This window comes from Streptomyces sp. NPDC047315, assembly GCF_040643215.1.
GTDB lineage: Bacteria > Actinomycetota > Actinomycetes > Streptomycetales > Streptomycetaceae > Streptomyces.
Genome location: NZ_JBEYTZ010000010.1, coordinates 243,337 through 265,939 on the forward strand (window position 1 = coordinate 243,337; position 22,603 = coordinate 265,939).

Below are 22,603 nucleotides of genomic sequence, written 5' to 3' on the forward strand. Positions count from 1 at the left end.
CCGGGCCGCGGAGACCGACGCTCCCGCAGGCATACGGCGGCTACGTCAAGAGGGCGCAGGGAAGCGCGCAGGGCCTTCCGGTGAAGCCCCGCACGCGCGGAGGGGCCCACCAAGTGGTGGGCCCCTTCGCACTCACGTACGCGACGCGCTGCTCAGAGGCGTTCGATGACGTAGTCCACGCACGCCGTCAGCGCCTCGACGTCCGCCGGGTCGATCGCCGGGAACATCGCCACGCGCAGCTGGTTGCGCCCCAGCTTGCGGTACGGCTCGGTGTCCACGACGCCGTTGGCGCGCAGCGCCTTGGCGACCGCCGCCGCGTCCACGTCGTCGGAGAAGTCGATCGTGCCGATGACCTGCGAGCGCTTCGCCGGGTCGGTGACGAACGGGTCCGCGTACTTGGACGCCTCGGCCCAGCCGTACAGGGCGCTCGCGGAGGCGGCGGTGCGGCCCGTCGCGAAGGCCAGGCCGCCCTGTCCGTTCAACCACTTCAGCTGCTCGTTCAGCAGGAAGAGGGTGGCCAGCGCGGGGGTGTTGTACGTCTGGTTCTTCAGCGAGTTGTCGATCGCGGTCGGCAGGCTGAAGAACTCCGGCACGTGGCGCCCGGAGGCGTGCACCCGGGCCGCGCGCTCCAGCGCGGCGGGGGAGAACAGGCCGAGCCACAGCCCGCCGTCGGCGGCGAAGGACTTCTGCGGCGCGAAGTAGTAGACGTCCGACTCGGCGACGTCGACCGGCAGGCCGCCGGCGCCCGAGGTGGCGTCGACCAGCACCAGCGCGCCCTCGTCCGCGCCCGCGACGCGCTTGATCGGCGCGGCGACGCCGGTGGAGGTCTCGTTGTGGGTGAGCGCGTAGACGTCCACGCCGGCCTCGGCCCGGGGGTCCGGGTGGGTGCCCGGGTCGGAGGAGATCACGGTGGGCTCGTCCAGCCACGGCGCCAGCTTGGCGGCCTTGGCGAACTTGGAGGAGAACTCGCCGAACGACAGGTGCTGGGACTTGCGCTCGATCAGTCCGTGCGTCGCGATGTCCCAGAAGGCGGTGGAGCCGCCGTTGCCCAGGATCACCTCGTAGCCCTCGGGGAGCTGGAACAGCTCGCGCACTCCCTGGCGCACCTCGCCGACCAGGTTCTTCACCGGAGCCTGGCGATGGGAGGTGCCGAGCAGGGACGTGCCGGTGGCGGCGAGGGCGTCGACCGCCTCCTTCCGCACCTTGGAGGGGCCCGCACCGAAACGGCCGTCGGCGGGCTTGATGTCAGCGGGAATCTGGATCTCAGCCACGTATGTGAGCGTATCGGGTCGAGGAGGGCGGCCGTCCAAGCGGTCCGGCGGCTGAGACGCCGCAGCCCCGGGGCCCGCGGCCCCCAGTCCCCGGGCCTCAGTCCTTGCAGTCCTCCTGCCGCAGGGACAGCGCGTGCAGGTGCTCCACCAGCGCGATCAGGACGAACTTGCTGGACGAGTGGTCGCGGGCGTCGAACTCCATCAGCGGCACGTTCGGGTCCAGCGCCAGCGCCTGCCGGATCTGGGCGTCCGTGTGGAAGGGTCCGCCGAAGTCGTTCACGGCGACGATGAACGGGATGCCGTGGTGCTCCAGCCGGTCCAGCGCGTACCAGGCGTCCGGCAGCCGCCGGCTGTCGACCAGCAGCACCGCGCCGATCGTCCCTGCCAGCAGCCGGTCCCACAGGAACCAGAACCGCTCCTGGCCGGGCGCGCCGAAGAGGTAGAGGACCGCGCGGTCGTCGACCGTGATCCGGCCGAAGTCGAACGCGACCGTCGTGGCGCTCTTGCGCGAGGTGACGCGGGAGGGGTCGTCGAGGGCGCGGCCCTCGCTGCTCATGACCTCTTCCGTGTGCATGGGGCGGATCTCGCTGACGGAGCGGACCATCGTCGTCTTGCCGACCCCGAAGCCGCCGACCACGACGATCTTCAGGGCCTGCGCCGCCTCCGCGGGCCGGACGGCCGGTGCGCCGCGAGTCATCGGTTGTGGGCGGTGCCGGTCATCGAGTGTTGCCTTCCGAGGGGTGGCGGGGGCAGAACTGGAGCCGAGAATTCCTGATCAAGTTCTCGTCACTATAGGAGAGTTGACGATCACTTTGGGCGCTTCCCCCGGGCTTTGCCAAGGGTCCAAGGACTCTAATGGCCCGGACGGGGGCGTTTTCCCGTCGCGGCGGCGGTTTCCCGGCGGTGTGACGAGCGCGACGTGGGCATGCTGAGACGTATGGCCGAGCCACGCACGTACGAGCGGGACACCAGAGGCGTGAGGAGCGAGCGGGGTGAGTGACGCGTACAGGAGTCGGGGCGGCGGAGCGGGCGCGGAGCTGCGCGCCGAGCTGGGTGCGGCGCTGCGTTCGGCCGTCCGCGGCGGGGTGGACCTCTCGACCACCGCACGCGCCCTGACCACGATGGACGCCTCGAACTACCGCCGGGTGCCGCTGGGCGTCGTCGCCCCGCTGGACGCCGCGGACGTGGCCGCGGCGCTGGATGTGTGCCGCTCCCACGGGGTCCCGGTGGTCGCCCGCGGCGGGGGTACGTCGATCGCCGGGCAGGCCACCGGCACGGGAGTCGTACTCGACTTCGGCCGACACATGAACGCGGTCGTGGACGTGGACGTGGACGCGCGCACGGCGGTGGTGCAGCCGGGGGTCGTCCTGGACGTGCTGCGGGACGCGGTCGCCCCGCACGGCCTCACCTTCGGCCCCGACCCCTCCACGCACGCGCGCTGCACCATCGGCGGCATGATCGGCAACAACGCGTGCGGCTCGCACTCGGTGGCCTGGGGCACGACCGCGGACAACGTCCGAGAGCTGTCGGTGGTGACGTACGAGGGCGTACGGCTGCGGCTCGGCCAGGGCTGGCCCGACGGCGACCCCGGCGACCCCGGCGCTCTCGGCCAGGGCCGGCTCCACGGCGAGCCCGGGGCCGATCCGCGGGCCCGCGCCCTCCTGGCCGCGACGCGCGACCTCGTCACGGCCCACCTCGCCCTGCTGCGCACCGGATACCCGACCGGGCTGCCCCGCCGCATCTCCGGATACGCGGTCGACGCGCTCCTCCCGGAGAACGGCGTCGACCTCGCCCGCGCCTTCTGCGGCACCGAAGGCACCCTCGGCGTGCTGACCGAGGCCACCGTCCGGCTCGTCGAAGCCCCCCGCGCCCGCGCCCTCGCCGTGCTCGGCTACGTCGACGAGACCGCGGCTGCCGATGCCGCCGCCGGGCTGCTGCCCCACGCCCCGCTCACCGTCGAGGGCATGGCCGACGACCTCGTACCGCCCGGTCACGGCCTGCCCCGCGGCCGGGCGTGGCTGTTCGTGGAGACCGGCGGCGACACCCCGACCGAAGCCCGGGCGCGCGCCGAAGCGATCGCGCGCGCCGCCGGGGCGCTGGATGCGGCGGTGGTGACGGACGCGGCCCGGATGCGGGCGCTGTGGCGGGTGCGGGAGGACGCGGCCGGCACCGCGACCCGCACCCCCGACGGCGCCGAGGCGTGGCCCGGCTGGGAGGACTGCGCGGTGCCGCCGGCCCGACTCGGCGCGTACCTACGGGACTTCCGCGCCCTCCTGGCCGACCACGGCCTGCACGGCACCCCGTACGGCCACTTCGGCGACGGCTGCATCCACGTCCGCATCGACGCGGACCTGATCACGGACGCCGGCGTACGGGCCTACCGCCGCTTCTCCGAGGACGTCGCGGCGCTCGTCGTCGCGCACGGCGGCTCCCTGTCGGGCGAACACGGCGACGGCCAGGCCCGCGCGGAGCTGCTGCCGCGGATGTACGGGCCGGAACTCGTCGCGCTCTTCGAACGGTTCAAGGACCTGTGGGACCCGGCCGGCGGGCTGAACCCCGGGATGCTGGTGCGGCCCGCGCCGCTCGACGCGAACCTGCGCTTCGCCGTCCTGCCGAAGGAGCCCGTCGACGTCGTCTTCGGATATCCGCACGACGGCGGGGACTTCGCCGCCGCGGTGCGCCGCTGCGTCGGGGTCGCCAAGTGCCGGGAGACGACGCCCGGGCCCGGGGTGATGTGCCCGTCCTTCCGCGTCACCGGCGAGGAGGAGCACTCCACCCGCGGCCGGGCCCGGCTGCTGCACGAGATGCTCGCCGGCGAGGTCGTCCGCGACGGCTGGCGCTCGACCGAGGTGCGGGACGCGCTCGACCTGTGCCTGTCGTGCAAGGGCTGCCGCAGCGACTGCCCGGTGGGCGTCGACATGGCCACGTACAAGGCGGAGTTCCTGCACCACCACTACCGGGGCCGGCTGCGGCCGGCCGCGCACTACGCGCTGGGCCGGCTGCCGCAGTGGCTGCGCGCCGCGGCCCCGCTGGCACCCGCCGTCAACGCGCTCGCGCGGGTGCGCCCGCTCGCGGCGCTCGCGAAGCGCGCCGCGGGGATCGCGCCCCGGCGCGCGCTCCCCGCGCTCGCGCCGGTCACCTTCCGCCGCTGGGCGCGCGGCCGGCTCGCCGGCGGCGAACGCATGGCGGTGCTGTGGCCCGACACGTTCACGGAACACCTGTCTCCGCAGGTGGGCCGGGCGGCGGCCCGGGTGCTGGGAGCGGCCGGGCTCGGGACCGTACTGCCGCCGGACCGGGTGTGCTGCGGCCTGACGTACGTCACCACGGGCCAACTGGACCGGGCCCGCAAGGTGCTGCGCCGCACCCTGGACACCATGGCGCCGCTCCTCACCGCCGACCCGCCGCTCCCGATCGTCGTCCTGGAGCCGAGCTGCGCCGCGGCCCTCCGCACCGACCTGCCCGAACTGCTGCCGGACGACCCACGCGCCGCCCGCCTCGCCGCCGCGGTGCGCACCTTCGCGGAGACGCTGGAGGAGTACGCGCCCGACTGGTCCCCACCGGCAGTCGGCCGGGACGCCGTCGGCCAGACCCACTGCCACCAGCACGCCGTCCTCGGCGACGCCGCCGACCGCCGCCTGCGCGCCCGCGCCGGCCTGCGCGGCGAGCTGAGCGGCGGCTGCTGCGGCCTCGCGGGCAACTTCGGCTTCGAACGCGGCCACTGGGAGGTGTCGGTGGCGTGCGCGGAGGAACAACTCCTGCCGTCCGTACGGTCCGCGCCCCCGGCCACGGAACTCCTGGCGGACGGCTACTCCTGCCGCACCCAACTGGCCCAGCTCACCGGCCGCCGCGCCCGGCACTTGGCGGAGGTGCTGGCGCAGGCGCTGCCGGACGACCCGCGGGAGGGCTGACGCGCCTGCCTCTCTGGGGTCAGCCGGTCCGCGGCTTCAGCAACGGCGCGGACCGGATGCCGAACTCCCGCTTCAGCGCGGACAGCGCCGCCTGGTAGCCGGACATGCCGTGGACACCGGGGCCGGGCGGGGTGGAGGAAGAGCAGAGGTACACGCGGCGCAGCGGAGTGGTGTACGGGTCCAGCCGCAGGGTCGGCCGGGCCAGGGCCTGCCGCAGGCCCATCGCCCCGCCCGCGATGTCCCCGCCGACGTAGTTCGCGTTGTACTCCTCAAGTTCGGCCGCGCTCGTGCCGCGGGCGGCCACCACGGTGTCCGCGAACCCCGGCGCGTACCGCTCCAGTTGTTCGGTGACCAGATGGACGGGATCGGCGGGGTCGCCGTTCGGCACGTGCGCGTAGGCCCACAGGGGGCGGAAGCCGCCCCGGGCCCGCCCGGGGTCGGCGGCGGTCGGGTCGACCACGAGGACGAACGGCCGGTCGGCGCTGGTGCCGCGGGAGACCAGGCCCTCGCTGCGCACGACGTCCCGGCGGGCGCCGCCGAGGTGCACCGTACCGGCGCGGCCCACGGCGGGGTCGGTCCACGGAACGGGGTCGGAGACCAGGAAGTCGACCTTCGCCGCTCCGGGGCCGTACCGGAAGGAGCGCAGCCGCCTTCGGTACCCGGGCGGGAGGACGGCGCCGGCGACGGCGAGGAACTCCTTGGGGCCGACGTCCAGCAGCACTGCGCGCGCCCGCCGCACGTCGCGGATGTCCGTCACCCGCTGTCCGGTGAAGACCCGTCCGCCGTGCGCCGTCAGGTCGGCGACCAGCGCGTCCGCGATCCGGGCGCTGCCGCCCCGCACCACGGGCCAGCCCGTGTCGGCGTGGGCCAGGTGCCCGAGGAGGAGGGCGACCGCGGCCGACGTGGGGGTGGGGACGGGGCCGATCACATGGGCGGCCACCCCGGTGAGGAGGGCGGCGGCCTCCTCACCGGCGAACTGCCGCGGCGCCGTCAGGGCCGTCCCGTGGGCGAGGACCCGGCGCAGGAGGAGTAGGGGCGCCGCGGGGTCGCGGGGGAGCCGTCGCTGCTCGGACAGGAGGAGGTCGACGACGCTTCGGCTGTGGGTGACCAGCGGTGCCATCAACGCGTGCCAGCGCCGCCCGTCGGCGCCCAGGGCGGCGCAGGTGGCCGCCAGGCTGCGGTACGCCAGTGCGGCACGGCCGGTGGGGAGCGGGTGCGCGTAGCTGATCTCCGGCGCGAGGAGCTCCACCCCCCGGGCGGGGAGGTCGAACTCCCGGAAGAACCGGGATGCGCCGGCCATGGGGTGCACCGCGGCGCAGACGTCGTGCACCACGTCGTCCCGGAAGAGGGCCTTCGACCGCAGCCCTCCGCCGGCGTCGGGCGCGGTCTCGTACACGTCGACGCTCAGACCGGCGCGGGCCATCGTGGTGGCCGCTGCGAGGCCGTTCGGCCCGCTGCCCACCACGACGACGTCGGGCGGCCCGTTCCGGGGCGTCACCGTCCCCCGTCGTCGTGCTGCGCGGGGGGCTGCGGGGGGTCGTTGGGTATGACGACCCGCACCCGTCCGGATTCGAGGTCGATCTCCCGGTTGGGCGGTGCGCCGGCGTCGGTGTCGTCACGGAGCACCAGCCGGCGGCCCTTCTCCTCGTTGACGTGCCGGTGGGTGGGGGAGAAGAGGGTGTGGAGTTCGCCCATGATGCCGGCGCTCGACGCCGCGCCGATGCCGGCCTTCGCGCGCCGCCAGTAGATCCAGTGCCGCCGCTCCATCCACAGCAGGGCCTGGTCGGCCAGGAATAAGGCCAGGACCACGCCCACTGTCACGACGAAGATCTTCATCGTTCACCACCACATCCGTCTAGTGATCCGACGGAGGGCGGGGGCCCGTCAACCGGTAGACCGACAGGTACGTGTCCGACGTGCGGTCGAACGCGGACTCCTGCCAGCCGCCCCAACGCTCGACCAGCGTGAAGCCCTCCGCCTTCGCCATCATGTCGAGCTCTGCAGGCCAACAGTAACGGCTGACCTCGGGGAAGGTCAGCACCCGCCCGTCGGTGACCAGCGTCCGCAGGAAGTGCAGGGTCTGGGTGACGGGGTCGTTCTGGATCGAGTCGATCAGCAGCTTGTTGGAGCTGAGGACCGAGGACTGGGTGTGCTTCCCGGTCAGGCGGTGGTACGAGCTGGGCTCGTACGCCTCCACGACGAGGAGCCCGTCCGTGCACAGGTGTTGGGCCGCCCTGCGCAGCACGGTGCACTGGAGGTCCTGGGTCGGCATCATGAGCAGGGTGTTGTTGGCCAGCAGGCACAGGTCGAACCCGGTGCCGACCACGTCGCGCGTGAAGTCGGCCTGGTGCACCTGGACGAGGCCCGCCGGGTCCTTCGCCCGCAGGGCCGTCAGCATGGTCGGCGCCGCGTCCACGCCGTGCACCTCGTACCCGTGCTCCGCCAGCGGGACGGCCACCCGCCCGGTGCCCGCGCCGAATTCGACGACGCGGGCGCCGTCCGCCAGCCGCTTGCGCAGGAAGGCGACGATGTCGGGCACTTCGACGGTCGGGTACAGCAGGTCGTGGATGTCCACGGCGTGGTCGCCGTAGACGGCCGGATCAAACGTGGACGGCATGCGGCTCCCTACCGAGGTCGTGGACGTCCGAGGCGAAGAACAGCAACGGGTCCGCCTCCTCCTGCTCGTCGTACCCGGGCCCGTTGGCCAGCAGGAACTGGGTGCCGCGGGCTTGCGGGTGGTGTTCGCAGTGGTGGGTGACGTAGGAGAGCAGCACCAGGTACGGGACGGTCACCTGGAGCTTGCGCAGCTCCTGCTCGCGCCGCGCGTACGCCTTCATCTCCTCGGTGACGTCGAAGATGACCTTCTCCCGGCGCCGGTTGGGGTGCCACAGCATGTGCGAGGTGCGCCGCTCCTCGACGACCTCCACCTCGCGCCAGTCCGTCATCTCACCGCCTGCCAGCTCGTCGCGGTACAGGAGGTGGCAGTCGTGCATCGCCGGCTGCGGTCCGAAGAAGCGCCAGTTGGGGATGAGCGCGTTCAAGGGGTCCAGGCGGCGGTTTATCTTGGCGCCCTTCTGGAGCTGTTCCAACAGGGTCAGCGACAGCCACGTCGAGAGGGCTCCGTAGAGCGCGACGCGACGGGCGAGGGTCAGCCACCGATCGGGGTTCATCGAGACTCCTTGTCTGAGAGGTCCACGGCCCACCGGACGGCTTCGGTCACCGTGACCGCGTGCGCCGCGCGCATGACGACGGACTCGTGGCTGGCCTCGTCGACCTGGGTGTGCCGGTGGCGGTTCGACAGCGCGGCCAACTCCCCCTGGAGGTCGCGGTGGACGGGGTCGCGGCGCACGGTCTCGCCGGCGGTGACCACGGCCACGGGCTTCGGCGCGACGGACGTGAGCGAGCGCGCCGATTCGCTCCAGGCCGTCTCCACCTGCTGGGCCTCCCGGTAGGCGCCGAGCCAGGGCCCCGGTAGGTCGAGCAGGGCGGCGGTCGCCGCACCGGCCCCGTCGGGCAGGCTGCTGGTCTCGCTGACCTGGGTGACGCTGCCGTGCAGGCCGAGCATCGCCTTGCCGACGTGCGTCAGGAGCCGTTGTCTGATCCAGGGCATGCCGGTCCGTTGGACCTCGGAGCGGGCCCACTGGTCGGGGTGGGAGGAGTCGACGAACACCAGACCGGCCACGAGGTCGGGGTGGCGGGCGGTGAAGGCGCGGATCAGGAGGCCGCCGACGGAGTGGCCGACCAGGACGTAGGGGGCCGGCAGCCGCAGCGCGTGCAGCAACTCCCGCAGCGAAGTCGTGTACGCGTCGATGTCGGCGCCGCCGCGGTTCGGCGGCGTCCAGCCGGTGCCGGCACGGTCGTACGCGAGGTAGGAGGTGTCCGGCCCGAGTGCGTCGATGACCCACTTCCACTCGGTCGCCGAGCACACCAGCGCGTTCTCGAACACCACGGTGGGGCCGTCCGGCGCCCCGTGCTGCCACAGCGCGTGGAACCGCCGCCCCCCGGGGAGGCCGACCAGGCTTCCGTACGGCCCAGGGCGGCTCCCCAGGCGTAGCGCCGCCCGCACGCCCGCTCCCGCGGCCACGACGCCGGCACCGACGAGGCCGGCGGCGGCCAGCCGGCCGACGGCGGGGGCGTCGGCCCGTCCTCGGTTCATGACCGACCGACTCATGACCGGCCGACTCGTCACCGACCGGCTCATGACCGGCCGGCGCGCGGAAGGGCGGCGCGCAGTCGGCCGCGGGCGAAGTCGACCGCCGGATAGGTCGCGGTGAAGGCCCAGAGGAACCTGTTCAGGCCCATGTACCTGCCGTTCGCCAGATGGAACACGACGCCGGCGGCGAAGCACGCCCGGGCGGCGCGCGGCGGCAGCACCAGGACGACGGGGAAGGCCGTCTCCGCCACGATGACGGACCACGCCATGGCCTTGGCGAGCGCCGGGCGGCCCTGCACCAGGGAGAACAGGTCCCGGTCGCCGTACGTCTTGGTCCGCAGCACGCCCGTGATCGCGTCGCCGCTGCGCCACGTCGGGGACGTCAGCTTGACCAGACCCGAGGTCGAGTAGGCGAGTGCGCTCTGCAGGGCCAGTGAACACAGGACGGCCGTGCGGTCGCCTTTGGTGTTGCCCGGGAACTTGTCCAACAGGGCGGTGGTGAAGTTCACCGTGGAGAGGTGGTCCGAGCCGTCCATCCCGAGCCCGCCGTTCCGGATGTGGCCGGTGATGCCGGTGGACGCCAACACGGCCAGCAGCAAGGTCCGTTCGGTGTGCCCCGGCCGGCCGAGCAACAGGCGCGCCCCGGCGGCGAGCCTGACGGCCGCCATCGCTTCGTCGCGCGGCAGGACCGCCTCCCCGAGCCGGCGCCCCCTGCCCTGGTTGAGTCTGCGCAGCCGGACCCTGGTGATGCCCCACGGCAGGGTGCTCTCGCGCGAACGGTCTCCCCTGGCACTCAGCTGTTCCAGGGAACTGATCACCGCGCACACCGCGGTCATGCGCTCCACGGTGCGCCAGGCGTCGTCCACTCCGGCGGGTTCGGCCTCCAGGAGGCGGGAGAGCCCACGCCCCAGCTTGCTGATCACGTTCACCGGTACACGTCACCCACTTCGTCGCTGCGCCCGGCAACCGGGCTCTCGGTGTCCTTCACTTCGGTGACCGCCGCGGCGAGGCCGCGGGCCCACCGCTCGTCGACCAGCGCCCTTCGCAGCGGGCCGGACAGCGGCCCCGACCGCGCCGCCGTTGCGTAGCCGGCCTGGCTCAGCCGGCTCACGACGGCCACGGCGACTCCCGTCCGGCCGTCGCTCCAGCGGGTGTTCACGGCCGTGCTCAAGATCCCCGGGAAGATGCCGTCCTTGGCTCCACTCCCGACGAGGCCCGGTACGCCGAGCCGTGGGGTCTGCATCTCCAAGAAGCGCTGCGCCAACTGCTTCGGCTCCTCGGCGCGCACCGCGCCCCGCGCGACGGTCGTCATCAGGTCGGCGATCTGGCGGGCCGTCGCGGCCGGGCCGCCGGCGGCCCAGTGCGCCTGGCGTTCGTAGGCGGTCGGTGCCGCCGCGACCGGGACGCGGTGCGCGGCCCGTACGCGGAACGACTCGTCGGTGGCGTAGCGCTGCCTGAGCTCGTCGCCGAGACGGCGCCGCTCCGCCGGGCCGACGCCCTCCAACGGTGCGTCGGTCACCAGCAGCAGGAGCTCGCCGAGTACGGACCGCAGGTCGGCTTCCGGCCATCCGTAGCGGGCGCCGATGCGGACGATGCGGGAAGGGCCCAGGAGGTCGTGGAGGCAGTCGGCCGCGCTGTTGTCGCTGAAGCCGATCATGGCCTTCGCCAACTGGACCGCGGGAACGGACCCCTGCGGGTCGGCGGCCCGCTCGCCTTCGTGCCGGATGCCGAACGCGTCGAAGGAGCGCGCCCGGGCGCCACCGTCCGTACCGGGCAGGTGGTTGAGGTCCCAGGAGGCCAGGGAAAAGGGGTCGCGAATCCCTATGCGTCCCTCGGCCACCTCTTCCGCGAAGGCCACCAGATGAAGGAGTTTCACGGTTGACGCTATGGGTCTGCGGAGTTGGGAGCCATGGGTGATGAAATTCCCCCGACCATCATCGAAGTAGAGCGAGACGTCACCCGGCGATTCCTGGATGCAGGAAAGCCAGGTGTCGTTTATGGAATGACGGGAATCATTGGATGTCAAGGCGGTCTTCTGTGCGGTAGAAGGCAGGATGAAAGGTGCGAAGGGAGGCGCGATGGACGGCGCGGCGGAAGGCCGTGTTCGCGGCGGCGCGGGGAGCCGGCCTCCGTCCCTCTCCGCGGCCGAAGCCATGGAAAGGGACGGAGTGTCTAACCGGACGTCAGGGTGTTCGACCGGTCGTCAGGGCAGCTCAGACGGCGATCAGGGACTGAGCGGCCTCGGTGAGGTCGTCGACGTTGCTGCCGGCCCGCTCCACGGCCTCGGGCAGCGGCGCGTCACCGTGCGCCGAAACGCCGCCGAACAGGGCACCGGTGGCCGGCGTGGCCGTCGCCGCGCCGAAGAGGCCGACGCAGATGACCGTGGTCGGGGTGGCCAGGACGGGCATTCCGTCCGGAGCGGTGAGCACTCCCCGGACGTCCGTGCCGACCTTGCTGTTGGCGGCGCTCAGGACGATGGACTTACTCAATGTCTTCTCCCTCTTGCGTCGAATCGATGGCGCAGCGGGAATCCGCATCGCCAAAACGAACCACAATGGATGCTGATCAGCTTTTGAAGCGGTTCTGGCCCGATTGATTGCGGGCTTACATGAAAGCTACATCCATGCCTTCGGCGGGCTCAACGTCGGCTTTTGGTCAGAGGGGTTGATAACTCGTTCGGGGCGGCGTGATGGCCGCCTCGGTGCCCTATTTGCCACCGATTGCACCACTGTTGGAATGCTTCATTCCTGTGCTGTTCCCGGGTATCCCGCTGTGATCAGCTTGGTGGCCTGCGCAATCGGGTTTTCCCGGAAAAGGGCTTCGCTGATTCGTTGTTTAGTTTCTCGGCGCGGCGGGCAGTGCGCCGGCTTCACCTTCTTTGGGCGGTTTCCCGCCGGCGCCGAGTGGCCGGACTCGTGCCGTCGCCACTGCCCATGCGCCACCCGCGCCCGCAGCAATTCCCGCCCGCCTCACTCCGCGCCCGTCACCTCGCGCGCCAGCGTCACCAGGGCCCGAACCGCCGGGTGGCTCGGTGGGGTGCGGTGGACCAGGTGGACGGGGACCGCGGGGGTGTCGGGGAGCGGGCGGTAGACCACGTCGGGGTGGGGGTGCAGCTCCGCCGTCGAGGAGACCGAGACGCCCGAGCCGCGGCCCGCCGCGATCGCCGCGAGCCAGTCGTCCGTGTTGCTCACGGTGACCGTCGCCGCCGGGCGGGCGTGGGCCGGCCACAGGTCGAGGCCGGTGATGCCGGAGACGGTGTTCAGCAGGACCGGGCCGGTCGCCAGGTCGGCCAGGGTGAGGCGGGGGAGCGCGGCCAGCGGGCCGTCCGCCGTCACCGCGGCCACCCTCGGCTCCTCGTAGAGGTCGACGACCACCCCGTCCGGGACCGCCACCGGACCGCGCACCACCGCCACGTCGACCGCTCCGCGCCCGAGGCCCGCGAGGCGTTCGTCGAAGCGGAGGAGTTCGAGCGGGGTGTCCGGGTGCACCTGCTCCCAGCGCCGCAGCAGGGTGGTGGTGTACGGGCCGAGCGCCGACCAGGCGTGGCCCAGCCGCAGCGGGCGGCCCGGCAGCCGGTCCGTGTCCACCGCGTCGTCGAACGCGGCGACGGCCGCCGCCGCGCGGTCCCGGAAGACCCGGCCCTCCGCGGTGAGGGTGACGTGGTGCGTGGAGCGGTCCATCAGCCGTACGCCCAGGTGCTTCTCCAGCGCGGCCAGCGAGCGCGAGACCGCGGGCTGCGTGATGTGCAGCCGGGCGGCGGCCCTGGTCATGCTGGACTCTTCCGCGATGGCCAGGAAGCAGCGGAGATGACGCAGCTCGATGCTCATGCGTCCCGAGCATAACCGCAGCGCAATTAGCATTTTACGGCGCAACACGCGGCCACTAGCGTGGATCGGGACGGTCATGTCGCAAGCTCGGTGGCGCAGAAGGTTCGGAGGTCCGGCGGTGGACGAGGCAGGGAAGCAGTCGGCAGGGCGTGCGGTCGCAGGCGTCGTCGCCCCGGAGACCGCGGTCCCGGACACCACGGTTCCGGACACCACCACTCCCCGCCGGACCGGCGCCCTCGGCCCCGTCGGGCTCGTCGTCGGCGGCGTGGTGTCCGTCCAGTTCGGCGCGGCCGTCGCCGTCATGCTGATGGACCGCGCCGGCTCCATCGGCGTCGTCACCCTCCGCCTCGTCCTCGCCGCGGTCGTGATGCTGGCCGTCTGCCGCCCCCGGGTGCGCGGCTACTCCCGCGCCGACTGGGGCACGGTCATCGCCTTCGGCTCCGCCATGGCCGCGATGAACCTGCTCTTCTACCAGGCACTCGACCGCATCCCCCTCGGCCCTGCGGTCACCCTCGAATTCCTCGGCCCGCTCGCGCTCTCCGTGATCGTCTCCCGCCGCCTGGTGAACCTCCTGTGGGCCGGCCTCGCGCTCCTCGGCGTCTTCCTGCTCAGCGGCATGCTCAGCGGCGACGGCTTCGACCGCCTCGACCCGGTCGGCGCGCTCTTCGCGCTGGCCGCGGGCGCGATGTGGGCCGCGTACATCGTCTTCAGCGGTCGCACCGGCCGCCGCTTCCCGCAGGCCGACGGTCTCGCCCTCGCCTTCGCCGTCGGCGCGCTGCTCAGCCTGCCGCTGGGCATCGCCCAGTCCGGCACGGCGCTGATCGACCCGCAGATCCTGCTGCTCGGCCTCGCGGTCGCGCTGCTCTCCTCCGTACTCCCCTACACCCTCGAACTCCTCGCCCTGCGCCGCCTCCCCTCCGCCACCTTCGCGGTCCTGATGAGCCTGGAGCCCGCGGTGGCGGCCTTCGCCGGCTTCCTGCTGCTGCACCAGGCGCTGTCCCTGGCGGACGCGGTCGCGATCGCCCTGGTGATGGCGGCGAGCGTGGGAGCGGTCCGTACGCAGGTCGCGGCGACGAAGTCGCCGTAGTCAGCCGTAGTCAGCCGTAGTCAGGAGACAGCGGCGGCGTGCAGGGCGTCGGCGAGTTCGGCGGGTGCTGACAGCATCGGCCAGTGCCCGGTGGGCAGGTCGAAGCGCCGCCACGGCGCCTGGTTGAGGAAGTCCAGCATCGGCACCCCCGCATCCAGCAGGCCCGTGAAGTCAAGACAGGCGATCAGGACGCGGTCCACGTCGGGGCCGGGCTCGGCCGGGCCGGAAAGGCGCTGCGTGTACGGGCCGAAGGGCTGCGGAGTGGCCCGCGCGTACAGGACCTCCCGCTGGTCCTCGCCGATGCCGTCGAGGCTGCCGGACCGGCCCAACACCTCGAAGGGCGGGATCGGCAGCCGCCAGCCGTCGCCGTGGGCCGCGACCTGCTGACGCATCTCGTCCGCCGCCTCCGCCGGCACGAGGTCGAGCAGGCACATGCCCTCGGAGAACGGGGCGCTGTCCACGTAGACCACCCGCTCCAGCCGGTCCCCGAGGCGCCCGGCCGCCCCGCTGACGGGGAGGGCCCCGTAGCTGTGCGCGACGAGGGTGACGTCGCGCAGGTCGTTGCCCTCGACGAACTCGACGACGTCCGCGATGTGCGTCTCCAGGTCCGTCTGTGGCCCGCCCTCCTGCGCGCGCTCGGCCAGGCCGGTCAGCGTCAGCGGCAGCGCCGTGTGGCCGTGCCCCCGCAGGGCGCGGGCGGTGTCTTCCCAGGCCCACGCGCCGAGCCAGGCGCCGGGAACGAGGACGAAGGTGGCCATGTGATCTCCCTGAAGTGCGCGAACTGAGGTGTTGAGGGGAGCGTAAAGTCAATACAGGACAGAATCGGCCCTGAAATGTCGAAGGACCCGTGTCGCATCCCCTGACCCGCGTACTGACCCTGCTGGAACTGCTCCAGTCGAGCCCCGTGCTCACCGGGGCCGAGCTGGCCGACCGGCTGGACACTGATGTCCGTACGGTCCGCCGGTACGTCGCCCACCTGCGCGAACTGGGCATCCCCGTGCAGGCCGAGCGTGGCCGCCACGGCGGCTATCGACTGGCCCGCGGCTACCGGATGCCGCCCCTGGTACTCACCAACGACGAGGCCCTCGCCGTCGTCCTCGGGCTCCTCGCGGCCGAACGCCTCGGGATGGGAACGACCGTGCTGGCCGGCGCGGGCGCCCGGGCCAAGATCGAGCGGGTGCTTCCGAACGCCCTTCGGGAACCGCTCACCGCCATGCGCGAGACCCTGTCCTTCACCGCGAACGCCGTGAGCGCGCAGGCGCCCGAGAGCGGCGTGCTGCTGGCCCTGGCCCTGGCCTCCCGCGCCAGGACGACCGTCGGCATCAGCTACCGGTCGTGGCGGCAGGAGCGGACCGACCGCGACGTCGACCCTTACGGAGTGGTGTTCCACACCGGCCGCTGGTACGCCGTCGGCCACGACCACCTCCGCGACGACCTGCGAATCTTCCGCATCGACCGCATCGACCGCATCGCCTCCGTCGTGCCCCGCGCGAAGGCGTTCACCGTCCCCGACGGCTTCGACCCCGTCGCCTACCTCACCTCGACCCTCGCCGAGGGGTCCTACCGGTGGCACGTCGAAGTGACCGTCCACGGCCCCCTCGACGAGATCGCCCGCACCCTGCCGAGCCCGGCGATCACCCTCACCGCCCAACCCGTAGGCGTCCGGCTGCAAGCCCACGCGGACTGCCTCGACGGCATGGCACGCCTGCTCGCCTCGCTTGAGTGGCCCTTCACCGTCCACCGCCCGGATGAACTGCGGCAGGCCCTGAGAGATCTGGCGGCCCGGCTCACCGCGGCGGCCGAACGCCCGCCGGGGGAACTGCCGCGGTGAATGAGAAGGTGCCTCCGGGCACGCGGGCTTGTCGTCGGCGTTTGGCCCGCAGAAACGTTGTCGGCAGTCAGCGGACGCGAGGGCTGGCGGTGCAGCAGGTGTCGGCGGTGGTGTCGGGTCCGGCGGTGGTGTCGGGTGCGGTGGCCGGGTTCTTGTCCAGATGGTCGGCGTCGGCCTTGACGACGTACACCTCCCAGGGCTCCTTGCCGGGGCCGGTCACCCAGACCTTGTCCTGGAGGGCGTAGCAGCAGGAGGTGTCGTTCTCGGCGAAGGTGGCGAGGCCGGCGTCCTTGAGGCGGGTGGTGGCGGCGGTGACGTCGTCGGTGGTGGTGACCTCGACGCCGAGGTGGTCCAGGCGGGTGTCCTGTCCCGGTTCGCCCTCGATGAGGACGAGCTTGAGCGGCGGGGTGGTGATGGCGAAGTTGGCGTAGCCGGGGCGGCGCTTGGCGGGTTCGACGCCGAACAGCTTGGAGTAGAAGGCCACCGACGCTTCGAGGTCGGCGACGTTGAGGGCGAGCTGGACACGGGACATGACGCGTCTCCCAAGGGCTTGTATCGATGTTCATCAATGTCTCGCCTTCGAGCTTGCACCTTGCATCGAAGAACGTCAACATAGAAGCATGTCGAATCAAGAGCTTGTGGTGATCGGCCAGGACCCTGCCGCCGGGGTGGAGGGCTGCTGTCCGGGGCTGCTGTCGGCGCCGCTGGACGAGGAGCAGGCGGTCGTGCTGGCGAAGGTGTTCAAGGCGCTGGGGGACCCGGTGCGGCTGAGGCTGTTGTCGATGATCGCCTCCCGCGCGGGCGGGGAGGTCTGCGTATGCGATCTGACCCCGGCGTTCGACCTGTCCCAGCCGACGATCTCCCACCATCTGAAGCTGCTGCGGGAGGCCGGACTGATCGCTTCCGAGCGGCGCGGGACGTGGGTGTACTACCGGCTGCTGCCGGAGGCCACCGACCGCCTCGCGGGCATCCTCACCCGGCCCGGCGGCGAACCCCTCCCCGCGACCGGCGCGGCGTGCGGCCCCGCCGGGGCCGACGCGTGAGCGCCACCGCTTCGGCCGCAGGGGGGATGGCGGGGCGGCTGTCGTTCCTCGACCGCTACCTCGCGCTGTGGATTCTGACGGCGATGGCCGCGGGGCTTGGTCTCGGCCGTCTCGTCCCGGGTCTGGGGGACGTGCTCGCGGGGGTGACGGTGGCGGGGGTGTCGCTGCCGATCGCGCTCGGGCTGCTGGTGATGATGTACCCGGTGCTGGCGAAGGTCCGCTACGACCGGCTGGAGACCGTCACCCGCGACCGGCCCCTGTTGGTCTGGTCGCTGGTGCTGAACTGGGTGATCGGTCCGGCGTTGATGTTCGCGCTGGCGTGGATCTTCCTGCCGGACCTGCCCGAGTACCGCACTGGGCTGATCATCGTCGGGCTCGCCCGCTGCATCGCCATGGTCATCATCTGGAACGACCTCGCCCGCGGCGACCGGGAGGCAGCCGCCGTCCTCGTCGCTCTCAACTCCGTCTTCCAGGTCCTGGCGTTCGGGCTGCTGGGCTGGTTCTACCTCGACCTGCTGCCCGGCTGGCTCGGCCTGGCCACCACCGGCCTCTCCATCTCCGTCTGGGAGATCGCGGGCAGCGTCCTGTTCTTCCTCGGCGTCCCCCTCGCCGCCGGGTACCTCACCCGCCTCATCGGCGAGAAGGCCCGGGGCCGCGACTGGTACGAAACGAAGCTGATCCCCCGGATCGGACCGTTCGCCCTCTACGGACTGCTGTTCACCATCGTGATCCTCTTCGCCCTCCAAGGCGACGCCATCACCTCCCAGCCCCTCGACGTCGCCCGCATCGCCCTGCCCCTGCTCGTGTACTTCGCCCTCATGTGGGCCGGGTCCATGGCCATCGGTCGCGCGGCCGGGCTCGACTACCCGCGCGCGACGACGCTGGCGTTCACCGCTGCCGGGAACAACTTCGAACTCGCCATCGCGGTCGCCATCGCCACCTTCGGCGCCACCAGCGGCCAGGCCCTCGCCGGAGTCGTCGGCCCCCTCATCGAGGTCCCCGTCCTCATCGCCCTCGTCCACGTCGCACTCAGGGCCCGCCGCCACTTCCCCACCACCGTCCCGGCCGCCGGGACCACATCAGAGAGCCCCGCCCGTGCCTGAGCGCGTACCCACCCGGCCCACCGTGCTGTTCGTCTGCGTCCACAACGCCGGACGCTCCCAGATGGCCGCCGCCTTCCTCACCCGCCTTGCCGGCGACCGGGTCGAGGTCCGTTCCGCCGGCTCCGAACCCACGGACAAGCTCAACCCCGTCGTCGTTGAGGCCATGGCCGAGAAGGGCATCGACCTCGCCGGGCTCACTCCGAAGCTCCTCACCGTCGACGCCGTCCGCGCGTCCGACGTGGTCATCACCATGGGCTGCGGCGACACCTGCCCCGTCTTCCCCGGTAAGACCTACCTCGACTGGACCCTCGACGACCCCGCCGGACAGGACATCGACGCAGTCCGGCTGATCCGGGAGGGCATCGAACACCGTGTCCGCACCCTCATCGCCGACCTCGGCATCACGGCGGTGTGACCCACGGTCGGCCCAGGCGCGGCGCCGCAACCGATCGCCTCGCGCGACCTGCGTCGCACAGCGCGATCTTCATGACCCAAGTCGGCCCCAGAAGATGGGGATATGCCTTCCTACGGTTTTGCTGTGGCAGGCCCTCCGAGCCCGGACCGTGCCTCCGCGAGGGCCTCGCATCTTCGGTCGTCCGCCGTACGGGCTCCTTCGGTCCGCCAGATGATCCAATGGGAGGGGGCTACGATCTGGCGATCTCTTGCCGGAGCTGGTGAGTGAAGCGACGCAGAAGGTCCAGCGTCTCTCGGAACTCAGCCCTGCGATCGTCCCTGCCGTCGGTGGGCCGGGTGTTCCAGACCCGACGCGCGAGGGCGTCGGCCAGATCGACGGTGTCACTGGCGCAGAGCAGGTAGAGGGCTGAGCGTGCTTCCTGCATCTGGTTCGCCAACTCGTTGGCGCCGGGGCCGTCGTCGCCCAGCCGTGCTTCCTTCAGGTGGTCCAGCAGTTGAACTACGGCCGTGTTGAAGCCGATTCCGGCTTTGAGCTTCTGTTCCCGGATCCACATGCGGTCCTGTCGGCGCGCGGTGAACCACGAACCGAACACCACGCCTATGAGGCCGATAGCGGCCCCGATGGCCACGGCCAGGATGTTCTCCACGGTCAGCCCCCCGACATCGGCAACGCCAGGCTACAGACGCCGTTGAGCCGCTGCGCTCAATGAGCGCGGTCGCACGCGGTCGCCTCCGGCCCGCGGAGGCCGTCGCGACGGGATGAACTACGTGAGCGTGAGCGGGCAGCCCAGCGTCGGCATGGTGCGGTTTGGGGCGCAGCACACCAGGGCCAGGGACAGGAACACGGGTCGTTCGAGGTAGAAGCCGTGGGACAGGTCGCCGCCCAAGGACAGTCGCTCGGCGGCGGAGCCGACCAGTATCGCCAGCCGCGTGCCGTCGCGATCCGCCGGACAGGCGTACCGGGGCGCGTACTCGACGAGCCGTTCCCCGAGCCATTCCGCTGCCTCCTTCGGCTCGTACCAGGTGCCCCGCACCAGCTTGCCGGGCTTGATGAGCCAGTACGACGTCTCCAGCGGAGGGAGGTCCACGACGGGGAACTCCGCCGCCACGTCCCTGTACCGCTGGAGCAGCTCCGGCTTGCCGCTCGCCGGGGGCGGGTCCGGGTGCGGAGGTCGCCTCAGCGCTTCGTCGTCGAACGATTGCTTCGTGCCGATCCACAGGTACGCGTGGTGGTGCACCTTGTCGTTCCCCTTCTGGCGGGTGGGGAGGGACCGACCCAGCCCAAGGAGGGGCTGGAGCCGGTCGGAGAGTGGGGGAGGTCAGACAGAGAGGCCGAACCGGGTGGGGTCGATCCCGGCGGCTTTCAGTTCGGACGTGGTGAACCGCAACGGATCCGCGCCGGGGCGCTTGCTGTCGCCCAGCGCCCACGCATCGGTGCCGATCCGCAAGAGGGTCACGCACGATTCGCCGTCGGGGTGCGTGTTGCCGCCGCAGGCCCTGCTGAATGCGGCGGAGTCGGCGAGAGGGATGTCGTACAGGTCGTTCATGATGGAGCCCTCCTGCTCGTATGACAGCCAAGGTGGACTGCGGGAGCCGCCTCGGTTGGATTTGGTGGTTGAGTCCACCATTAGGCAGCAGGAGAAGTGACGGAAGAGCTAGTCGCGTTGACGCATGAATTCCTCTGACGCGTCCTCCAGGAAGGTCGTTACAGCACCACCTGTGAGTGCGTGTGACCAGAACAGGTCAAAGAGATTGAGGTGTTGGGCGATGTCTCGGGGGTCGCGCAGGACGACTTCGCCGGAGAATAGTTCCACTGTCACGAGTCGGTCGTCATAGATCACGAAAATGTTCATCGGAGTGCCAGGGACATGAACACCTTGTGGCACTATCCCGATCTCGACATTGGGCTTCGTGTTGACCGCAGCCATGTGCGCGCACTGCGCCGCCATCGTCGCGGGGCTCGCGCGACCCCACTTCACAGCCTGTTCGGTCAGCAGGAACCAGAAGGTGCGCGACGCGTCGTCCAGGACAGCCTGGCGGTCCATGCGTGCCTGGACGATCCTGGCCACGTCTCTCGCTGGATCGCTGGTCACCGTGGGGGACAGCGTCTCCACGGCGTACTCGCGGACGTGCAGCAGGCCGGTGGGGATGGCGGGCAGAAAGTGCCGCATCACGCGCGAGGAGGACTCCAGAGCTTTCAGCTCGGCTTGTTTGTGGTAGAGCCCGACACGCGCGTACGCACGCCAGGACGCATAATCCACATTGGCCCTGCGAGCAAGTCGAAGAAGCTCCTCGGCAACGTCGTCAGGAACGGAAAGCGCTTTGAGGATGCGTTCGACGTCCATCACCGTGGGGAGCGCGCGGCCGGTTTCGATCCGACTGATCTTGGTTTGGCTCATGTTGCAACGAATCGCCAGGCGTTCACCACTGAGGCCGGCAGCGCGACGGAGACCCCGGAGGGCCTCCGCCAGATCTTTCCGTTCTTTTGCTTGCTTCTCAGGTTCAATGGGCACTGAACGGTACGGCACCTTCCAGGGAGAGGTCCCGCCATGCGAGGTACTGGCCGATGTCCGGTTCCTGGATCAGTTCCCGATTGATCTGAGTGCCGTCGGCCCGGTAGTTGAGGTGTACGACCGTCGACTCGTCGAACAGCCAGAAGTCCTGTTCCGGGAGCCCGGGGTTCGGCCGGTCGGTCAGGTCGACCAGTTGGTAGTCCTCCCCGGCTTCGACGTTGCCGGGGATGCACCACTCGAACAGGTACCGGCTGTACGGCGTTAGCGGCCGGCGCACGATCTTCGCTCGGGTCATCGTCCGCCCGGCCGCCGCGTGCTCCCTGATCGTCCGGTGCCACGCCCCGTTGAAGCCCTCCGGCTTCTCCGCTCCGGCGAGGAAGTCGCGGACCGTCTCCGCCTCGGTGGGCATGGTGTACGTCTGGTGCACTTCGAGCCGGAACGCGGAACGCGTGAAGTCGCGGAAGTACGACTGCCACTCGTCGCCGTCCAGCAGCACGGGACTAGAGCCATCCACGGGCACGGGCCGCCTCCTTGAGAACGCCTTCCGGCACCAACACGACCGATTCGCCCTCCGGCGTCGGGTGGGTCACGTCGTACCCCTGTACTGCCAACACACCGGGGTCCGTCGTGGCGTACACCGTGGGGCAGTCGCCGTGACCGCACTTGTCGTCGCCACCACTCCCGCACGGCCCGCCGGCAATGATCCGCAGTTCGTCCACTGAGTCTCCTTCCGACCGAATGCCCAGCAAGCTACGGACGGTCATACCCCGTCACAAGGACGGCTCGCGGTCTAGTCACGTAGTCGCATAGAACCGTCCTGACTTCGCGCGGGTTGCCGCCCACCCACCACGCCGTCGGCACCAGGCCAAGGCTCGGGACCCTGCCTCCACCCTGGATCTGAGCCCTTTGCACCATCGGATTGAATGGGCAGGGTCGTGTGCTGCGGCTGCGGCTGCGGTCAAGAGCAGGGGGATGCGTTGTCGCCGTTCATCCAACTCGTCGGGCTCGTGGCGCTCCCGATGATGCTCACCCTGGGCATCACCTTGGCCGTTCTTGGACTGCACGGTCTGCTACTCGGCCGCATGCCGGGCGACTGGCTCCAGCAGCGAGTGCGGCGGCCCAGGATCTGGGGAGCGGGCGCCCTGCTGATGCTGGTCAGCTGGAACCTGGACTCGCCATCGCTTCTCGTCGTGGGAATCGGCCTGGTCGTCCTGGGACATGTCGCGAAGCCAGCCCGGTAGGGCGTGCCTTACGACTCCTCTTCTGTTTCGTGGTGGGTGAGGGGGAAGTGGGTGGGTGGTGGTGGGTCGGGGAGTATGCCGTATTGGTGGTCGACGGTGGTTCGTTCGGTGTGTGCGGCGGTGGTCATTTCTTCGTCGGTGGCTTCGAGGTCGCGGTAGCCGTCGTCCATGGCGAGTCCGATGAAGTGGGTGAACGCGGCGCGTGGGGTGAC

Annotated in this window: 27 protein-coding genes; 7 read left to right on the forward strand and 20 right to left on the reverse strand. The window is 71.3% G+C overall.

The window, feature by feature from the left end; translation table 11 throughout:
• Window positions 1–152: 152 nt before the first annotated feature.
• Window positions 153–1,271, reverse strand: coding sequence for a phosphoserine transaminase (gene serC, locus ABZ842_RS14695; protein ID WP_361536842.1), 1,119 nt, complete (start codon window positions 1,269–1,271; stop codon window positions 153–155).
• 97 nt (window positions 1,272–1,368) lie between these two features.
• Entirely contained in the window at window positions 1,369–1,968 is a 600-nt protein-coding gene (locus ABZ842_RS14700; RefSeq protein ID WP_361536844.1) for an ATP/GTP-binding protein, read from the reverse strand.
• A 424-nt stretch (window positions 1,969–2,392) separates the two neighbouring features.
• Between ABZ842_RS14700 and ABZ842_RS14705 the strand changes: the two genes are divergently transcribed.
• Complete coding sequence (locus ABZ842_RS14705) at window positions 2,393–5,179, forward strand: FAD-binding and (Fe-S)-binding domain-containing protein (protein ID WP_361536926.1); 2,787 nt, start codon at window positions 2,393–2,395, stop codon at window positions 5,177–5,179.
• 19 nt (window positions 5,180–5,198) lie between these two features.
• Here ABZ842_RS14705 and ABZ842_RS14710 read toward each other — a convergent pair whose 3' ends face one another.
• The 9 genes from ABZ842_RS14710 to ABZ842_RS14750 form a co-directional block, all read right to left on the reverse strand.
• Complete coding sequence (locus ABZ842_RS14710) at window positions 5,199–6,677, reverse strand: NAD(P)/FAD-dependent oxidoreductase (RefSeq protein ID WP_361536846.1); 1,479 nt, start codon at window positions 6,675–6,677, stop codon at window positions 5,199–5,201.
• Window positions 6,674–7,015, reverse strand: coding sequence for a DUF6191 domain-containing protein (locus tag ABZ842_RS14715; protein WP_361536848.1), 342 nt, complete (start codon window positions 7,013–7,015; stop codon window positions 6,674–6,676). Before ABZ842_RS14715 ends, ABZ842_RS14710 begins: the two co-directional genes overlap by 4 nt.
• Before the next feature lie 19 nt (window positions 7,016–7,034).
• Window positions 7,035–7,796, reverse strand: a complete 762-nt coding sequence (locus ABZ842_RS14720) for a class I SAM-dependent methyltransferase (RefSeq protein ID WP_361536850.1) — start codon at window positions 7,794–7,796, stop codon at window positions 7,035–7,037.
• Complete coding sequence (locus ABZ842_RS14725; RefSeq protein WP_361536852.1) at window positions 7,780–8,349, reverse strand: hypothetical protein; 570 nt, start codon at window positions 8,347–8,349, stop codon at window positions 7,780–7,782. Before ABZ842_RS14725 ends, ABZ842_RS14720 begins: the two co-directional genes overlap by 17 nt.
• Complete coding sequence (locus tag ABZ842_RS14730) at window positions 8,346–9,335, reverse strand: alpha/beta hydrolase (RefSeq protein ID WP_361536854.1); 990 nt, start codon at window positions 9,333–9,335, stop codon at window positions 8,346–8,348. Before ABZ842_RS14730 ends, ABZ842_RS14725 begins: the two co-directional genes overlap by 4 nt.
• Window positions 9,336–9,376: 41 nt before the next feature.
• The gene (locus tag ABZ842_RS14735; RefSeq protein ID WP_361536856.1) at window positions 9,377–10,261 is read right to left on the reverse strand and encodes a hypothetical protein; all 885 of its coding nucleotides are present in this window, start codon (window positions 10,259–10,261) and stop codon (window positions 9,377–9,379) included.
• The gene (locus ABZ842_RS14740; protein WP_361536858.1) at window positions 10,258–11,487 is read right to left on the reverse strand and encodes a serine hydrolase; all 1,230 of its coding nucleotides are present in this window, start codon (window positions 11,485–11,487) and stop codon (window positions 10,258–10,260) included. The genes ABZ842_RS14735 and ABZ842_RS14740 overlap by 4 nt, the downstream gene beginning before the upstream one ends.
• A 58-nt stretch (window positions 11,488–11,545) precedes the next feature.
• Window positions 11,546–11,821 carry a hypothetical protein gene (locus ABZ842_RS14745; RefSeq protein ID WP_361536860.1) on the reverse strand — a complete coding sequence of 92 codons (276 nt, stop codon included), beginning with the start codon at window positions 11,819–11,821 and terminating at the stop codon, window positions 11,546–11,548.
• 480 nt (window positions 11,822–12,301) lie between these two features.
• Window positions 12,302–13,159: a LysR family transcriptional regulator gene (locus ABZ842_RS14750; protein WP_361536862.1), complete on the reverse strand. Its 858-nt coding sequence runs from the start codon at window positions 13,157–13,159 to the stop codon at window positions 12,302–12,304.
• 118 nt (window positions 13,160–13,277) lie between these two features.
• Here ABZ842_RS14750 and ABZ842_RS14755 point away from each other — a divergent pair, with 118 nt between their 5' ends.
• The gene (locus ABZ842_RS14755; protein ID WP_361536864.1) at window positions 13,278–14,246 is read left to right on the forward strand and encodes an EamA family transporter; all 969 of its coding nucleotides are present in this window, start codon (window positions 13,278–13,280) and stop codon (window positions 14,244–14,246) included.
• A gap of 20 nt (window positions 14,247–14,266) precedes the next feature.
• Here the strand turns inward: ABZ842_RS14755 and ABZ842_RS14760 are convergent, their stop codons facing one another.
• Window positions 14,267–15,004 carry an alpha/beta hydrolase gene (locus ABZ842_RS14760; RefSeq protein WP_361536866.1) on the reverse strand — a complete coding sequence of 246 codons (738 nt, stop codon included), beginning with the start codon at window positions 15,002–15,004 and terminating at the stop codon, window positions 14,267–14,269.
• A gap of 89 nt (window positions 15,005–15,093) precedes the next feature.
• On the opposite strand from ABZ842_RS14760, the gene ABZ842_RS14765 reads away from it, so the two are divergent.
• Window positions 15,094–16,077 (forward strand): YafY family protein, encoded by a 984-nt coding sequence (locus ABZ842_RS14765; protein WP_361536868.1) that lies wholly within the window; start codon window positions 15,094–15,096, stop codon window positions 16,075–16,077.
• A 67-nt stretch (window positions 16,078–16,144) separates the two neighbouring features.
• Here ABZ842_RS14765 and ABZ842_RS14770 read toward each other — a convergent pair whose 3' ends face one another.
• Complete coding sequence (locus ABZ842_RS14770) at window positions 16,145–16,609, reverse strand: ArsI/CadI family heavy metal resistance metalloenzyme (protein WP_361536870.1); 465 nt, start codon at window positions 16,607–16,609, stop codon at window positions 16,145–16,147.
• A gap of 88 nt (window positions 16,610–16,697) precedes the next feature.
• Between ABZ842_RS14770 and ABZ842_RS14775 the strand changes: the two genes are divergently transcribed.
• The 3 genes from ABZ842_RS14775 to ABZ842_RS14785 all read left to right on the forward strand — a co-directional run bounded on the left by ABZ842_RS14775 (window position 16,698) and on the right by ABZ842_RS14785 (window position 18,638).
• Window positions 16,698–17,120: a metalloregulator ArsR/SmtB family transcription factor gene (locus ABZ842_RS14775; protein ID WP_361536872.1), complete on the forward strand. Its 423-nt coding sequence runs from the start codon at window positions 16,698–16,700 to the stop codon at window positions 17,118–17,120.
• Between the two features lie 26 nt (window positions 17,121–17,146).
• A complete protein-coding gene (arsB, locus tag ABZ842_RS14780; RefSeq protein ID WP_361536928.1) occupies window positions 17,147–18,223 on the forward strand; it encodes an ACR3 family arsenite efflux transporter in 1,077 nt (358 codons plus the stop codon).
• Window positions 18,224–18,284: 61 nt separating this feature from the next.
• Complete coding sequence (locus tag ABZ842_RS14785; protein ID WP_361536930.1) at window positions 18,285–18,638, forward strand: arsenate reductase ArsC; 354 nt, start codon at window positions 18,285–18,287, stop codon at window positions 18,636–18,638.
• Window positions 18,639–18,867: 229 nt separating this feature from the next.
• Here the strand turns inward: ABZ842_RS14785 and ABZ842_RS14790 are convergent, their stop codons facing one another.
• From ABZ842_RS14790 to ABZ842_RS14815, 6 genes are all read right to left on the reverse strand, one after another.
• Window positions 18,868–19,284: a hypothetical protein gene (locus tag ABZ842_RS14790; protein ID WP_361536874.1), complete on the reverse strand. Its 417-nt coding sequence runs from the start codon at window positions 19,282–19,284 to the stop codon at window positions 18,868–18,870.
• 117 nt (window positions 19,285–19,401) lie between these two features.
• Window positions 19,402–19,875: a hypothetical protein gene (locus ABZ842_RS14795; protein WP_361536876.1), complete on the reverse strand. Its 474-nt coding sequence runs from the start codon at window positions 19,873–19,875 to the stop codon at window positions 19,402–19,404.
• A gap of 81 nt (window positions 19,876–19,956) precedes the next feature.
• Window positions 19,957–20,184: a DUF397 domain-containing protein gene (locus tag ABZ842_RS14800; RefSeq protein ID WP_361536878.1), complete on the reverse strand. Its 228-nt coding sequence runs from the start codon at window positions 20,182–20,184 to the stop codon at window positions 19,957–19,959.
• A 108-nt stretch (window positions 20,185–20,292) separates the two neighbouring features.
• Window positions 20,293–21,150: a helix-turn-helix transcriptional regulator gene (locus tag ABZ842_RS14805; RefSeq protein ID WP_361536880.1), complete on the reverse strand. Its 858-nt coding sequence runs from the start codon at window positions 21,148–21,150 to the stop codon at window positions 20,293–20,295.
• Entirely contained in the window at window positions 21,140–21,646 is a 507-nt protein-coding gene (locus tag ABZ842_RS14810) for a DUF6879 family protein (protein ID WP_361536932.1), read from the reverse strand. Before ABZ842_RS14810 ends, ABZ842_RS14805 begins: the two co-directional genes overlap by 11 nt.
• 4 nt (window positions 21,647–21,650) lie before the next feature.
• Window positions 21,651–21,854, reverse strand: a complete 204-nt coding sequence (locus ABZ842_RS14815; RefSeq protein ID WP_361536934.1) for a hypothetical protein — start codon at window positions 21,852–21,854, stop codon at window positions 21,651–21,653.
• Window positions 21,855–22,127: 273 nt separating this feature from the next.
• Between ABZ842_RS14815 and ABZ842_RS14820 the strand changes: the two genes are divergently transcribed.
• Entirely contained in the window at window positions 22,128–22,391 is a 264-nt protein-coding gene (locus ABZ842_RS14820; protein ID WP_361536882.1) for a hypothetical protein, read from the forward strand.
• 8 nt (window positions 22,392–22,399) lie between these two features.
• On the opposite strand, the gene ABZ842_RS14825 is transcribed toward ABZ842_RS14820, so the two are convergent.
• Window positions 22,400–22,603: hypothetical protein (locus tag ABZ842_RS14825; RefSeq protein WP_361536884.1), on the reverse strand; the 204-nt coding region annotated here is incomplete at its 5' end.